Here is a 15,156-nt window from a genome sequence, read left to right on the forward strand (position 1 = left end):
GAAGGGAAGGGTTGGAAGTCAGATGTGTGAACTGCTGGGGATGAGCGCGAATGTACCGACGGATATCTGCTTTAGCTTTACCGGGCTGATACAACGCGGTGGGAAAACTGGGCCGCATCGAGATGGCTGGGGGATTACCTTTTATGAAGGGAACGGCTGTCGTACGTTCAAAGATCCGCTACCAAGCTATAACTCGCCGATTGCCCGGCTGGTGCAGGATTATCCGATTAAATCCTGTGCGGTGATTTCACATATTCGACAGGCGAATCGTGGCGCCGTGTCGCTGGAAAATACCCATCCGTTTACTCGCGAGCTATGGGGGCGAAACTGGACATACGCCCACAATGGGCAGTTGAAAGGTTACCATTCGCTTAAGACGGGCATGTTTCGTCCTGTCGGCCAGACGGACAGCGAATTTGCTTTCTGCTGGCTACTGTCCCAACTGTCCGAGCGTTATCCGCGCACACCGGGTAACTGGCCAGCGGTATTCCGTTATATCGCTAAACAGGCGGATGTCCTGCGTGAGAAAGGCGTGTTTAACATGCTGCTGTCGGACGGGCGCTTTGTGATGGGGTATTGTTCAACCAAACTCTACTGGATCACCCGCCGCGCGCCGTTTGGTAAAGCGACGCTGTTGGATCAGGATGTGGAGATTGATTTCCAGCAGCAGACGACACCCAATGATGTCGTCACCGTGCTGGCGACGCAGCCGTTAACGGGTAATGAAGCCTGGCATCAGATTATGCCAGGTGAATTCGTTCTATTTTGTTTCGGCGAACGCATACTTTAAGGTTGGCTGACTGGTCATCAACGGTGGGTTAACGACATATTGCCCGTTAAAAACCGTGATGGCCGGCGGCTGATTGTGCTGATTAAAATAGGTGTACCCCGGCTGAAGCTGTTTCCAGAAGCTGGCGTAGGTGGAACTACGGTGGCGCTGCATATTCTGTTCCGTCATGCGGAACGGATAGATGGCGATATCAATTTTCGCCTGCCCATGGCGTAGCGCCGCTTCGGCATAGCGATAAATCTCATCCATGTAGTTGTTGGTCATGGCATAGCAGCCAACCGACACGCATTCGCCGTGGATCATTAAATAGCGGCCAGAATATCCCTGTGATTTATCATAGTCGTTGGGGAAACCGATATTGATCGCGCGGTAATATTGGCTGTCTGGCTTGAGCTGGCGCAAATCGACCTGATAGAAACCTTCCGGGCTTTTTAAATCACCTTCAACGCGTTTTGGCCCTAATCCGCCCGAATATTTACAAATTGGATATTGTTCCAATAAACGATATTCGTTGCCGACTTTCGCATAAAGTTCGAATATTCGCTCTTCTTTAAAGATCTGAATATAGATCGGAGAGCCTAATAATTGCTGTTTTAATTCTTTTGCTATCGGCGCAAGCGGCGGCGCGATCTCGCTGGCGGCGCTGGTAACAACAAGAGAAGGCAAAAAAAACAACATCGCAAACGATAGCGCGATTTTTTGCATTATGGTTCCTGATAATAAAATTGCTGTGCTACATGCGGTATCCCTGTAGCGCTACTGGCGTTTTAGCGTAAGAGTTGGGCGACCGTTATGGTTCTGTATTTCGTCGTCATAGATAACGATGAAAACGAAATCACATTATCATTGGTTTCATATTAATCAAGCGTTGAAAAGCGCTAAAAAATAACATTTACAAAAAATGGCCCGAAAGAATGCGAGCCATTCAATTTGAGATCGTTTTTACGTCGTTAATTGCGGAGAAAAGCGTATCAGGCGCGGGTGGCTTCTATCATCATAATGTCGGTGACAAAGGAACCGTCGGGCTGTACCTCAAAATGCTGCACAACCTCGTCTGCCAGCGTTTTCTGCAACTCGCGAATAGCGACAGTGAAATGTTCTGGTGTACGCATACGTGCGATCCAACTGCTGAATTCCAGCGTCAACCTGTCGCTGGTGACGTTACGCACAATAAACCCCTCTTCTGTAAACAGACTCAGCCATTCGCCCGGCGCGTAGTTGCGCACATGTGAGGTGTCACGCAGCTTCTCTACCGTCTGCAAATACGCTCATATCTGCCAATTCTCTGAGTGGTCCAAAAGCGTTGGGAGCGTTCTTACGGGCGTTGCGTGAGCGGACAACGCCTGAAATGGTTGGTCTGCCTGCCTCTGGGCGGCGGCGCACCAGCGGATTGCGCCGCGAAGAATTGGCGCAAATCGCCCGAATTAGCACCACCTGGTATACCTGGATTGAGCAGGGGCGTGATGTGTCCGCTTCGGCCTCTGCGTTGACCCGTTTATCACAGACATTAAAACTGGAACCCGCCGAGCACGACTACCTTTTTAGTCTTGCTGGCGTGAAGGATCCTCAGAAGCAGAATAGGGCAACGTCGCTGGATGTACAGGTTGCTGCCAGCCTGCACCACATTATCTGCCCTGCGTATCTTCTGGATGGTTGCTGGAATATGCTCGCGTGGAATGCGCCGTCGGAACAGTTGTTTGCCGGATGGTTGGGAAACGATCCCGAACCGAATCTGCTGCGCTTCATGTTTCTTAATCCACTGGCACGATCGCTGGTGGTGGACTGGCCGGAACGAGCAAAGCGCGTGGTGGCAGAGTTTCGTGCGGAATCAAGTCATTACGCGATAAACGAGTCCGTAAGGCAAATCGTGATGGCGCTGTGTGAAGAAAGCTGCGAATTCAACCTTCGGTGGTCGCAGCAGGCAGTCACCGCCCGTGAAGGCGGCGAACGACGTTTTCATCATCCTTTGCTTGGCGATGTGGCCTATCATCAACAGACTTTCCATCCTGCCGGTCATGGGGAAGTTAAGCTGGTGATGCTCATCATGCAGTAAACACGGCAAGCACCGCGCAACTTGTCTACACTGACTTTGATCTGTATATTCATACAGCATTGTCAGAGGGCTAGTATGCGCAAAATCATTCATGTTGATATGGACTGCTTCTACGCAGCAATTGAGATGCGCGACAACCCACGCCTGCGCGATATTCCTCTGGCGATTGGTGGAAGCGCCGATCGACGCGGCGTTATTAGCACCGCTAACTATCCTGCCCGCCGCTACGGTGTCCGCAGCGCGATGGCGACCGCCACCGCCCTGCGCCTGTGTCCGAACCTCACGTTGTTACCGGGGCGCATGGACGTCTATAAGTCCACCTCGCGTCAAATCCGCGAGATTTTCGCCCGCTACACCTCTCTGATCGAACCGCTTTCTCTGGATGAAGCCTATCTCGATGTCACCGATAGTCCGCATTGCAACGGTTCGGCAACGCGGATCGCTGAAGAAATCCGTAAAACCATTGCGCATGAACTGAATCTGACAGCCTCGGCAGGGATTGCGCCGATCAAGTTTTTGGCGAAGGTCGCGTCTGAGTTAAATAAGCCGAATGGACAATATGTGATTACACCGGAGCAGGTGGATGATTTCCTGCTCGCGCTGCCGCTGGAGAAAATTCCCGGCGTCGGAAAAGTGACGGCGAAACGGCTGGAAGAACGTGGCCTGCATACCTGTGCCGATGTGCGGGAGTATGCGCTGGCGGATCTGCTAAAAGCGTTCGGCAAGTTTGGCCGGGTGCTATGGGAGCGATGTCAGGGGATTGACGATCGGCGGATTTCACCGGATCGGCTGAGGAAGTCGGTTGGGGTAGAGAAGACGCTGGCGCAGGATATCCACGACTGGGATCAGTGTGAAAATTTGATCGAACAGCTTTATCAGGAGCTGGAAGTTCGTCTGAAACGGGTAAAGCCCGACCTGCATATTGCGCGTCAGGGGGTAAAACTCAAGTTTGATGATTTTCAGCAAACGACGCAGGAACATGTGTGGCCAGTATTGAATAAACAAGATCTATTGAAGCTGGCGCAACAAACCTGGCAGGAGCGGCGTAAATCCAGAGGCGTCAGACTGGTTGGGCTGCATGTGACGCTGCTCGACCCGCAAATTGAGCGCCAACTGGTGTTTGATTGGGGGTAGTCGGAGATGGTTGGGAATAAAAAGGCGACGGATAGTCGTCGCCTCGGTTTTTACAGTAATGCGGTTAAACGCGTGGCGGAATCGCTCTCAGCAGTTCTGTCAGCAGTTTCCAGTACAGATCCACGCTGCCGATATGTACTTGTTCATCTGGCGAGTGCGGTCCGGTGATGGTCGGCCCGATGGAAACCATATCCATGTCTGGGTAGGGTTTCTTGAACAGGCCACATTCCAGCCCTGCGTGAATCACCATAATGTTCGGCGTCTTATTGAACAGCTTCTGATACGTTTCGCGTACCAGCGCCATGACCGGAGAATGCGCATCTGGCTGCCAGCCCGGATAGCCGCCTTTCGGTGATGTTTTCGCGCCAGCCAGTTGGCCGAGCGCCGTCAGCGTGCCGACTACGGCGTCTTTACCGCTGTCGATCAGTGAACGAATAAGGCAGATAATTTCCGCATGGTCGTCTTCCATGGTGACAACACCGAGATTCAGTGACGTTTCCACCACGCCTTTGACATCATCGCTCATGCGGATCACGCCGTTCGGCGTCGCGTTGAGCAGCGCCAGCAGACGGTCACGGCTGTCCTGTGTCAGCGGGTGTTCGTTACTGTCGCTGGCTTCCACCAGCACGGTCAGGTTTTTCTCAACGGCAGACAGTTCATTCTTCAACACCGCCAAATACTCCTGGCTCAGCGTCTTCAACTGCTCGACGTTAGCCGCAGGCAGTGACAGCGTCGCGAAAGCTTCACGTGGAATCGCGTTACGCAGCGTGCCGCCGTTCAGATCGAGAATGCGGATATCCAGTGCTTTCGCCTGCTCGAACAGGAAACGTGCCAGCAGTTTGTTAGCGTTGCCCAGTCCCAGATGAATGTCGCAGCCGGAGTGACCGCCTTTCAGACCTTTAATCGTCAGCTTCAGCGTTTGGTAACCGGCAGGTGGCACTTCACGCACCAGCGGCAGACGGGTAATAAAATCAATACCGCCCGCGCAACCCATGTAGATCTCACCTTCTTCTTCCGAGTCAGTGTTGATCAGAATTTCGCCCTGAAGCCAGTTAGGTTGCAGGCCAAATGCACCGTCCATACCGGCTTCTTCGGTCATGGTCAGCAGCACTTCTAGTGGACCATGCTCGACGTGCGGATCGGCCAGCACTGCCAGCGCAGAGGCCATACCAATACCGTTATCCGCGCCCAGCGTGGTACCGCGTGCTTTCAGCCATTCACCGTCAACGTAAGGTTGGATCGGATCGGTAGTGAAATCATGGACGGTGTCGTTGTTTTTCTGCGGCACCATATCCAGATGCGCCTGCAACACGACAGGTTTGCGATTTTCCATGCCTGCGGTTGCCGCTTTACGCAGCAGAATATTGCCAACCTGATCGCGCTCGGCATAGATGCCTTTCTCTTTAGCCCATTCCAGAATGTGCGCGGCCAGCGCTTCTTCATGATAAGACGGGTGCGGAATGGAACAGATCTTGGCGAAAATATCCCACAGAGGCTGGGGGGAAAGCTGAGACAATTCAGACACTATTTCAGTCTCCTTGTTAGCGCCTGTTTTCGCATTTTGGCGTGCAGGGCTAGAGGTTAAAAGTTGATCGCGGTTAGCCACGTAAGGTGGTGTGTCACAACAGAATATCATCTTCCATCAAAGCAGGGGAAATTGCCGTCGTCTCCTTTTACTTTTCCTGCTGCAATACGAATCAGTGGGCTTGGTAGGGCACAGTCTGTCAGGAAAAACTCGGTTCTCACGTTGAGAAAAACTGGTTTTTATGTTGTTGGCTATCTATAATCTCGCGCAACCTTTTTCCCCCCTCAGACTCAATTTAAGCCGGTTTTTATTCGGCTGGGATATATTTTATGAGCGAAAAGTACGTCGTAACCTGGGATATGTTGCAAATTCATGCCCGTAAACTGGCAGAGCGTTTACTGCCTGCCGATCAATGGAAAGGCATCATCGCCGTAAGCCGCGGTGGTCTGGTTCCTGGCGCGCTGCTGGCTCGTGAGCTTGGCATTCGCCACGTTGATACCGTTTGCATCTCCAGTTATGACCATGACAACCAGCGCGAAATGAAAGTGATCAAGCGTGCCGAGGGAGATGGTGAAGGGTTTATCGTCGTTGACGATCTGGTTGATACCGGCGGTACGGCAAAGGCGATTCGCGATATGTATCCGAAAGCGCACTTTGTAACTATTTTCGCCAAGCCTGCTGGTCAACCGCTGGTCGACGACTACGTGATTGATATTCCGCAGGATACCTGGATTGAGCAGCCGTGGGATATGGGCGTGGTGTTTGTTCCGCCTTTGTCTGGCCGTTAATTATCGATCCCTAACAATGCCCGGTTTAGCCGGGCATTGTTGTTTCTACCCCTTATGATTTATGGCGCGAGACTTGATCCGATCGTGTCTTTCTACCGTTGGTATTTGTCTTCCCTAGCCTGAGTTCGTTACACTTTAACGGGTGACGAAGAAGTCGTCCGATGTCCGCTAACGGCGGTTCACATTAACGGAGGCTGCTGTGACGCAAGCTAACCTGTCTGAAACGCTATTCAAACCATCCTTCAAACATCCAGAAACCTCGACGTTGGTCAGACGTACGCGACACGATCAGGAAACTCAGGGGTTACATTCTACGCTGGAAGGAGAAAAGACCAGCAGTTGGTATCGGATGATTAACCGACTGATGTGGATTTGGCGTGGTGTCGATCCGTGGGAAATCGAAGATGTGCTGTCGCGTATCGCCGCGAGTAAGGCTGACAGAAGTAACGAGCAACTGCTCGATACGGTGATCGGTTATCGGGGGGGGAACTGGATTTATGAGTGGACGAAGCAAGGCGCAGACTGGCAGCAGCGGGCAATAGAAAGTATTGATAATGCGCAAACCGGACAGTTTTGGTTGAATGCAGCCAACCTCTACAGCATTGCCGCGTATCCGCACATTAAAGGCGACGAACTGGCGGAACAGGCGCAAACGTTGGCAAATCGCGCCTATGAAGAAGCCGCTAAATACCTGCCTTACGAACTCAAAGAACTGGCCTTCCCGATTGCAGGCGGCGGTACGCTGACCGGCTTTTTACATATGCCATCGCAAGGAAAAGCCCCTTTTCCTACCGTCCTTATGTGCGGCAACCTTGAAATGTTGCAGAGTGATTATCACCGCCTGTTTCAGGACTATTTTGCGCCAGCGGGCATGGCGATGCTGACGATTGATGTTCCCTCCGTTGGATTTTCTTCCCGCTGGAAGTTGACTCAGGATTCCAGTTTCCTGCACCAGCAGGTCTTACGTGCGCTGCCGGATGTCCCGTGGATCGATCACACTCGCGTTGCCGCATTTGGTTTCCGCTTTGGTGCCAATATTGCCGTTCGGCTGGCTTATCTGGAATCACAGCGCTTATGCGGCGTGGCCTGTCTTGGCCCGGTGGTGCACCATCTGTTAAGCGATCCGACTCGCCAGCAGCAGGTACCGGATATGTTTATGGATGTGCTGGCAAGTCGGTTGGGTATGCCGTATTCGACGGATGCCTCGCTGAAAACCGAACTGGGGCGCTATTCGCTGAAAACGCAGGGGCTACTGGGACGTCGCTGCCCGACGCCGATGCTGGCAGGCTTCTGGGATAACGATCCGCTCTGCCCGAAAGAAGAAGCGAGCCTGATTGTAAATTCATCTGCACAAGGGAAGTTGATGCCGGTTAATTTTTCGCCGGTGTACCAGAATTTTGATCGCGCACTACAGCAAATCAGCGCGTGGTTGCAGGATAAAGTGTGTTGAGCATGATGAAAAACACTTAGGCGCCGAACCGGCACCGTATGCCAGATGGTTGATAAATTGCCATTCTCTGCTAAAAAGAATGTTCAACCAGAGGAGATCGTAGATGATGTTACCGAGTGGACACTCCAAAAGCCGACTCATGAAAAATTTTACGGCGTTGGGGCCTTATATCCGTGAAGCGCAGTGCGGGGATACCGCGTTCTTCTTTGATTGTCTGGCGGTCTGCGTCAATATCAAGCCAGCGCCAGAAAATCGCGAGTTCTGGGGCTGGTGGCTGAATTTGGAAGATACCGGTAAAGCCTTTGCCTATGAATATCACTATGGTCTGTTTGATAAGCAGGGCAACTGGCGTGAAGAAAAAATTAAGGACAAAGCCGTGATTGAACAGGTAGAAAATGCCAAACAGGCTTTCCATGTCCGACTGGAGAAACTGCTGCACTCGCTGGAACCCGCCTGTACCCTCGTCGCACGACCGTGATGCTTCCTTGACGATCCCCGATTTATTCGCAGGTTTTCGCGTTGTGCCTGTTGGCATAACGCGTCTGTCCTGCTACAACGTTTTCCTTATTCTTATTTTTTGACATCCAACGGCAGAGAAATTATGAGCGGCAGCCAGACTTTGGTTGTAAAACTAGGCACCAGCGTGCTAACCGGCGGTTCGCGCCGTCTTAACCGCGCCCACATTGTTGAACTGGTGCGTCAGTGCGCACAGCAACATGCGGCAGGGCATCGGATTGTTATTGTCACCTCTGGGGCGATTGCCGCCGGACGTGAACATTTGGGTTACCCCGAACTACCGGCCACGATTGCGACCAAACAACTGCTGGCCGCCGTGGGTCAAAGCCGCCTGATTCAACTGTGGGAACAGCTGTTCTCCATCTACGGTATCCACGTCGGGCAAATGCTGCTGACACGTGCGGATATGGAAGATCGTGAGCGTTTCCTAAACGCACGCGATACCATGCGCGCGCTGCTGGATAACAACATCGTTCCGGTGATTAATGAAAATGACGCGATTGCGACCGCGGAGATCAAGGTCGGCGATAACGACAACCTATCCGCGCTGGCGGCGATTCTGGCCGATGCGGATAAGCTGCTGTTGCTGACCGATCAGGCTGGGCTGTTTACTGCCGATCCGCGTAATAATCCTGATGCTGAGCTGATCCGTGAAGTGGCTGGCATTAACGATGCATTGCGCAGTATTGCGGGAGACAGCGTGTCTGGCCTCGGAACGGGCGGTATGTCGACCAAATTACAGGCTGCCGATGTTGCCTGTCGCGCAGGTATCGACGTGGTGATCGCCGCAGGCAGCAAGCCAGGCGTGATTGGTGATGTGATTGCCGGTATTTCTGTTGGGACGCGTTTTCATGCACTGGATGCACCGCTGGAAAGCCGCAAACACTGGATTTTTGGTGCACCACCGGCGGGGGAAATCATTGTTGACGACGGTGCACTTTCGGCGATTTTGGAACGTGGCAGCTCGCTGCTGCCTAAAGGTATTCGCACCGTGGACGGGAATTTCTCTCGTGGCGAAGTGATTCGCGTGCGCAGCCTGGCTGGCCGCGACGTGGCGCATGCTGTGACGCGCTATAACAGCGATGCGCTGCGTCTGATTGCCGGCCATCACTCTCAACAGATTGCCGCGATTCTTGGCTACGAATATGGTCCGGTAGCTATCCACCGCGATGATATGATTATCAATTAAGGAGTTCGCGATGCTTGAACAAATGGGTAAAGCGGCAAAAGCGGCCTCTTATCATCTGGCTGTCTTGAGCACGGCGCAGAAAGATCGCGCGCTGCTGACGATTGCGGATTTGCTGGAAGCTGAGAGTGCAACGATTCTGGCGGCTAACGCGCTGGATTTAGCCGATGCGCGCCAAAATGGCATGAGTGAAGCGTTGCTGGATCGTCTGCTCTTAACGCAAGAAAGACTGAGTGCGATTGCCAGCGATGTGCGTCAAGTATGCCGCCTGACCGATCCGGTAGGGCAGGTGATTGATGGCAACATGCTGGATAACGGGCTTAAGCTGGAGCGTCGCCGCGTGCCGCTGGGCGTAGTCGGTGTAATTTATGAAGCGCGCCCGAACGTCACCATTGATGTAGCTTCCCTGTGCCTGAAAACCGGTAATGCGGTGATTTTACGCGGTGGCAAAGAGACATACCGCACCAATGCGGCGACGGTAAACGTGATTCAGCAGGCGCTGTCGCAGTGTGGCCTGCCTGCTACTGCGGTGCAGGCGATTGAAAGTCCAGATCGTGAACTGGTTAATCAACTGCTGAAGTTGGATCGCTATGTGGATATGCTGATTCCGCGCGGTGGTGCAGGCTTGCATAAGCTGTGCCGCGAACAGTCGACGATTCCAGTCATCACCGGGGGGATTGGTGTTTGCCATATCTATGCGGATGACAGCATCGATTTCGACAAGGCGCTGACGGTGATTGAAAGCGCCAAAGTGCAACGTCCTAGCGCCTGCAACAGTCTGGAAACGCTGCTGGTCAATCAACGTATCGCCGATCGTTTCCTGCCAGAACTGAGCAAGAAAATGGCGGCATCGGGTGTTACCTTGCACGCCAGCCCTTCCGCTATGCCTTACCTGACTGGTGGCCCAGCAAGTGTCGTTGCCGTGGAAGAAGCCAACTACAGTGATGAATGGCTCTCTAACGACCTGAACGTCACGCTGGTGGACTCCCTGGATGCGGCTGTTGCCCATATTCGCGAACATGGCACACAGCACTCTGACGCGATTCTGACTCGCTCCTTGAGCAATGCTGAACGCTTCGTGCGTGAAGTGGATTCCTCAGCGGTGTATATCAACGCCAGCACGCGTTTCACCGACGGCGGCCAGTTTGGTCTAGGCGCGGAGGTGGCGGTCAGTACCCAGAAACTGCATGCACGTGGCCCAATGGGGCTGGAAGCGCTGACTACCTATAAGTGGATTGGTTATGGTGATGATTTAATTCGTGCCTAATCGATGAATAGCTGCGTATATCAAAGAGATATACGCAGCATGATGTTCACTCTGTTATTTTTATTTCATTCTTTTTTCTAAATAAAATATATCATTCCAGTTCTGATTCTTTTCTTCGCGGTATTTATTTAAATACAGCAATAGAGAATAAATCAACCATGCAAGATAAACATCCTCCAATCGCAACAAACTAGGCTTTTTGCGATATTTCACACAGAGTCATAGCCTGTCTTGCTATCGGAAGATAATTATTTTTCCTTTGTTGTAATAATACATTTTTTCATATTAATGCTGATGTTTCTCAGCGGAATTATTGATTGAATTGGCGGTTTCACGAGCCTGTTTTTCTGCACGGTTGTTAAAGTTATCCGCTTTCGTTTTGGTATCAGTCCAGCCTTTTTCGGCGTCTTTTCTGACTGCGGATTCTCTGGATTTCACATTAGCTTTGACGTTGTCAGTTTTTTCCCGAGTTTCTGGCCCTCTTGATTTGAGATCGGATTTGAAATCATTCACTTTTTCCCGCGCCTGAGTTTCATGCTCATGCGCTTTAGTTCGTGCTTCTGACACTTTCTCTCTCGCTTCAGCACGATCGTGGCTGAAGGCAGACTCCAGATCGTTTGCTGCCGCCATGCCAATGTAAGTGGTTCCCAGTATTAATCCTAAAAACAGTGGTTTCATATTCATGGTCTATTTCCTCTTACAGCACGTTATAATTACGCTAACAATAATCTTGCCGTCGACAACGTATTATTGAGAGCTTCACGTTAAGACAATGTCCTTTTCGTCCTGGTCGCCTAAGTAGAGCAAAATAGAAAATAAAAAGAATAGGGAATTATCTTAAACCGTACAGGTGAGTATTGTTATGTGTTGCGGTTATAGTAGAAAGGTAAAAAGGTATTTTTATTGTAAATATCACGCTGTATATAAAACTGAATATTTATCTCCACGGAAAACTACCTTTTTACATAATCAGGTATTATCTTTTTGGTCATTCTTCTGAAAAAGATGGCGATTTAGGTGACGTGTTATGTATGCGCCTCTGTTAAGCCAAAAAGATATAGCATATGCCGTTATTAGTACGGAAAATTATCACCACAGAGTGGATGATGATAAAACCAGCAGACGATCGCCAAACGCTTGACTTGCTGTACCATTATCACTAATTTGTCACCCCGTAGTTCACGTCTGGCTCTCGCTACGACGACCCTAAGCCGATATAGCTCAGTTGGTAGAGCAGCGCATTCGTAATGCGAAGGTCGTAGGTTCGACTCCTATTATCGGCACCATCCTCCCTATTTTAACGTCTCCCTAAGTCTACTCAAACACCCTTTAAACCCTTATAATACGCGGTTTCACGGCCCTTATTGTCCCTGCTCGTCTACTCACGTTCACAGAAATCTACGGTGAGTTGGGGGTATCAATGGGGGTATTCGCTGTTCGGTCTAAAGGAGATACCCCCAGATGAAGCTCAATGCCAGACAGGTCGAGACTGCCAAGCCCAAAGAGAAACCCTACAAGATGGCTGATGGTGGTGGCCTCTACTTATTGGTTAAAACCAACGGGTCACGCTACTGGCGTTTAAAGTATCGTATCGATGGAAAGGAAAAGTTATTGGCGCTGGGGGTATATCCCGATGTGTCCTTGGCTGATGCCAGAGCAAAACGTGATGAAGCTCGAAAGGGTATCGCTGGGGGTATCGATCCTTTAGAGGTTAAAAAAGAACAAAAAGTTGAGCGTGAAGCGCAGATCAAAAACACCTTTCAAGAAATTGCGCTCGAATGGCACAACATGAAAGTGAAGAAATGGTCTGCGGGGTATGCCTCAGACATTCTTGAAGCGTTCAACAAAGACGTCTTCCCGTTCATTGGTCAACGTCCTGTTGCAGACATCAAGCCGTTGGAACTGCTAAACGTGCTTAAAAAGATGGAAGACAGGGGAGCTACCGAGAAAGCCAAAAAAGTGCGCCAACGCTGCGGCGAAGTGTTTCGCTACGCCATCGTGACAGGCAGAGCCGAGTATAATCCCGCGCCAGATCTCACCAGTGCCATGCAAGGGCATGAGTCTACACATTACCCGTTCCTGACCACTGAAGAGCTTCCTGCTTTCTTTAAAGCCCTTGCTGGCTACTCTGGTAGTGAACTGATGGTGCTGGCAGCGAGATTGCTGATCATTACTGGCCTGAGAACAGGTGAATTGCGCGGTGCGTTATGGTCAGAAATCGATACCAAGAAAGCGCTATGGGAAATTTCCGCTGAACGCATGAAAATGCGCCGTCCTCATATCATCCCGCTATCTACCCAAGCGTTAGCCATTATCGAACAGATCAGAGCAATGACGGGGCAATTTCCTTTACTGTTTCCGGGACGCAATGATCCAAGTAAGACCATGAGCGAAGCCAGTATCAATCAGGTATTTAAGCGAATTGGCTATACAGGCCGGGTTACGGGTCACGGCTTTCGTCATACCATGAGCACCGTTCTTCATGAACAGGGCTACAACACCGCATGGATTGAAACCCAACTGGCCCATGTTGATAAGAATGCTATTCGTGGCACCTACAACCATGCGCAATATCTCGATGGCAGACGCGAGATGCTGCAATGGTATGCCGACTACATGGTAAGCCTTGAGAAAGGCGGCAATGTGGTGCAGGGAGCGTTTAATCGGCGTGGGTAAGGATAACTGCTGATGAAAGAAGGGCTATGTCTTAACGGGCATAGCCCTTTTTCATGGCTAAAGCAGATAAGAATTAGGTCAGAATTTAAACCGCAAATATATAACCAATTGATTATTAATCATATTTAAAGATTTTTTAAAACAAGAAAATAAGTAGCACTTTTTGCTAAATCACTCTACACCCAGCCCAGCGACAGCTCCCCCACTATTTCATCCGGATTTGTCTAAAAAACGCTCAATTCAGCTTCAATTCTGATTTTCCGAGGGTTGAACGTCATAAGCGATCTGCAGATACTACATTCATCAAAACAACAACGGAGAAATATATGACAACAAGAAGACTTATTCGCCTGCCGGAAGTGATGAATAAAACAGGATATAGCAAAGCATGGATTTATCGACTTATTAGCAGGGGCGTATTCCCAGAACCGATAAAGATTGGAATAAGAGCCAGCGCTTTTGTTGAAAGTGAAATCGATGAATGGATTGAAAACATTATTCAGTTTTCACGTAAACACGCTGATTAATGAAAAATACACTATTAATATGATTAGGAGGTTTTATGTAAAACGTTAAATGCTGTTTTTTACAATACTATAAAACAAAAACTAAAATATTTTATGCATTAATAATGCAGGGTATTTTACACTATAAACAAAGAAAAGGAAAAATATATGAATAAGAAAAATAATGGTTTTGATAGGATCGCTACTGAGATGTTTCTACTATCAGCTATGAAAGAGTATTACCGTATTTATTGGGATATAGTCAAAAAAGGGCCAAAAGAGGCATTTAATTTACTTACTGATAATCATCATATGGAAACAGTCTATGACCAAGTAATAGAACGAGCTAAAAAGGGTGTAGCAAAAAATAAGCGCTATCTTATCGATTTCGAAGGGGTGAGAATGGAGGTAATGACACTGCATACCAAAGCCTTAGTGTTAGCCTATATGTAAATCTATTTGGCCCCTTATTGGGGCTGAAAATAAACTAAATATTAAATAATCATATAAAAGTGAGGGTTAATTATGTCTAAAAATAATAAAGTTAAAAACAAATCTACAAAACTGTTCCTTGATCTTGCTAAAAGATCGTTTGAGGTAAGTTGGATCAGTTTACAAAATGATCACGATGGGGATATAAGAGAGTATATTAGTGATCATGATTTTATGAGTGCAACTATCATGTGCGTAATAATGCATATTAAAAATAACTTTGAGAGTTTAACACAGAAAGAAGGAAATAATGGAAATATTGACGAAGTTGATCTTAAGGTAATCGCTAATCTGCTGGTGAGGCATTCGTATTTATTTGTTCATAAATCTTTGTAGTTTCCATTGAAGACATATTTGCCTCGTAAGGGGCAGATAAACAACCTTTATGATAACAGGAGAAATCTGATGATTGATGAGTTCCACGTTATGTTTATGTATAAAAAAATCCAAGCTGAAGCCGCTACTACTGATATCAAAACACTGAACCAACTGTTGAAGAAGTTCCGAAAAGTGGTAGAGGAGCGGCGTGAAGAATATTATCAGGATATTGGCAAGAAGAAGGCGCGTAAACTGAGGATAAAGAGGATTCTCACGTTGATGGGGAAGGATAGAGTTTCACCAGAGGAGCTATGCTCTGTTGGCTCAGACTTGATCTAAAACTTCTGTAGCTCAGGGCAATACCAAATCTGACAGACAGCTTTATGCCAGAGGCGAATGTTAAACCATCAAAAGAGATAGTAAAGCGGAAGTAGCTCAAAACGACGTGCCTTGCG

16 protein-coding genes, 1 tRNA gene and 1 pseudogene are annotated in these 15,156 nt (G+C 49.3%); 14 read left to right on the forward strand and 4 right to left on the reverse strand.

Annotated features, from left to right (window positions below):
* Positions 1-22 precede the first annotated feature (22 nt).
* Positions 23-790: a class II glutamine amidotransferase gene (locus KP22_RS16230; protein WP_039308995.1), complete on the forward strand. Its 768-nt coding sequence runs from the start codon at positions 23-25 to the stop codon at positions 788-790.
* On the opposite strand, the gene dpaA is transcribed toward KP22_RS16230, so the two are convergent.
* Positions 761-1,495 carry a peptidoglycan meso-diaminopimelic acid protein amidase gene (gene dpaA / locus KP22_RS16235; RefSeq protein ID WP_039308993.1) on the reverse strand — a complete coding sequence of 245 codons (735 nt, stop codon included), beginning with the start codon at positions 1,493-1,495 and terminating at the stop codon, positions 761-763. The two genes, KP22_RS16230 and dpaA, sit on opposite strands and share 30 nt — an antisense overlap.
* Positions 1,496-1,761: 266 nt before the next feature.
* Positions 1,762-2,055, reverse strand: a pseudogene (locus KP22_RS16240) (SAM-dependent methyltransferase); the annotation flags it as partial.
* A 5-nt stretch (positions 2,056-2,060) separates the two neighbouring features.
* On the opposite strand from KP22_RS16240, the gene KP22_RS16245 reads away from it, so the two are divergent.
* Positions 2,061-2,843, forward strand: a complete 783-nt coding sequence (locus tag KP22_RS16245) for a helix-turn-helix transcriptional regulator (protein WP_039325282.1) — start codon at positions 2,061-2,063, stop codon at positions 2,841-2,843.
* Between the two features lie 75 nt (positions 2,844-2,918).
* On the forward strand, positions 2,919-3,977 hold the full coding sequence (gene dinB / locus KP22_RS16250; protein ID WP_039325206.1) for a DNA polymerase IV: 1,059 nt from the start codon (positions 2,919-2,921) through the stop codon (positions 3,975-3,977).
* 64 nt (positions 3,978-4,041) lie between these two features.
* Here dinB and pepD read toward each other — a convergent pair whose 3' ends face one another.
* Positions 4,042-5,502, reverse strand: a complete 1,461-nt coding sequence (gene pepD / locus KP22_RS16255; protein ID WP_039308270.1) for a beta-Ala-His dipeptidase — start codon at positions 5,500-5,502, stop codon at positions 4,042-4,044.
* Between the two features lie 329 nt (positions 5,503-5,831).
* Between pepD and gpt the strand changes: the two genes are divergently transcribed.
* The 5 genes from gpt to proA all read left to right on the forward strand — a co-directional run bounded on the left by gpt (position 5,832) and on the right by proA (position 10,709).
* Positions 5,832-6,290: a xanthine phosphoribosyltransferase gene (gene gpt, locus KP22_RS16260; RefSeq protein ID WP_039325208.1), complete on the forward strand. Its 459-nt coding sequence runs from the start codon at positions 5,832-5,834 to the stop codon at positions 6,288-6,290.
* Between the two features lie 199 nt (positions 6,291-6,489).
* Positions 6,490-7,740, forward strand: coding sequence for an esterase FrsA (gene frsA / locus KP22_RS16265; RefSeq protein ID WP_039308264.1), 1,251 nt, complete (start codon positions 6,490-6,492; stop codon positions 7,738-7,740).
* Between the two features lie 103 nt (positions 7,741-7,843).
* Positions 7,844-8,218: a sigma factor-binding protein Crl gene (crl, locus tag KP22_RS16270; protein ID WP_039308261.1), complete on the forward strand. Its 375-nt coding sequence runs from the start codon at positions 7,844-7,846 to the stop codon at positions 8,216-8,218.
* 123 nt (positions 8,219-8,341) lie between these two features.
* Complete coding sequence (proB, locus tag KP22_RS16275) at positions 8,342-9,445, forward strand: glutamate 5-kinase (protein ID WP_039308259.1); 1,104 nt, start codon at positions 8,342-8,344, stop codon at positions 9,443-9,445.
* 10 nt (positions 9,446-9,455) lie between these two features.
* Positions 9,456-10,709, forward strand: coding sequence for a glutamate-5-semialdehyde dehydrogenase (proA, locus tag KP22_RS16280; protein ID WP_039308256.1), 1,254 nt, complete (start codon positions 9,456-9,458; stop codon positions 10,707-10,709).
* Between the two features lie 285 nt (positions 10,710-10,994).
* Here the strand turns inward: proA and KP22_RS16285 are convergent, their stop codons facing one another.
* Positions 10,995-11,393, reverse strand: coding sequence for a hypothetical protein (locus KP22_RS16285; protein WP_039308253.1), 399 nt, complete (start codon positions 11,391-11,393; stop codon positions 10,995-10,997).
* 526 nt (positions 11,394-11,919) lie between these two features.
* Between KP22_RS16285 and KP22_RS16290 the strand changes: the two genes are divergently transcribed.
* From KP22_RS16290 to KP22_RS16315, 6 genes are all read left to right on the forward strand, one after another.
* Positions 11,920-11,995, forward strand: a tRNA-Thr gene (locus KP22_RS16290).
* 175 nt (positions 11,996-12,170) lie between these two features.
* Positions 12,171-13,385 (forward strand): tyrosine-type recombinase/integrase, encoded by a 1,215-nt coding sequence (locus KP22_RS16295; protein ID WP_039325210.1) that lies wholly within the window; start codon positions 12,171-12,173, stop codon positions 13,383-13,385.
* A gap of 326 nt (positions 13,386-13,711) precedes the next feature.
* Positions 13,712-13,912, forward strand: a complete 201-nt coding sequence (locus KP22_RS16300; RefSeq protein ID WP_039325212.1) for a helix-turn-helix transcriptional regulator — start codon at positions 13,712-13,714, stop codon at positions 13,910-13,912.
* Positions 13,913-14,059: 147 nt separating this feature from the next.
* Entirely contained in the window at positions 14,060-14,344 is a 285-nt protein-coding gene (locus KP22_RS16305; protein WP_019105355.1) for a hypothetical protein, read from the forward strand.
* Positions 14,345-14,416: 72 nt separating this feature from the next.
* Positions 14,417-14,719, forward strand: coding sequence for a hypothetical protein (locus tag KP22_RS16310; RefSeq protein WP_039325217.1), 303 nt, complete (start codon positions 14,417-14,419; stop codon positions 14,717-14,719).
* Positions 14,720-14,788: 69 nt separating this feature from the next.
* Positions 14,789-15,040, forward strand: coding sequence for an H-NS family histone-like protein (locus KP22_RS16315; protein ID WP_039325219.1), 252 nt, complete (start codon positions 14,789-14,791; stop codon positions 15,038-15,040).
* Positions 15,041-15,156 lie beyond the last annotated feature (116 nt).

The organism is Pectobacterium betavasculorum (assembly GCF_000749845.1).
In the GTDB taxonomy this organism is placed as follows: Bacteria; Pseudomonadota; Gammaproteobacteria; order Enterobacterales; family Enterobacteriaceae; genus Pectobacterium; species Pectobacterium betavasculorum.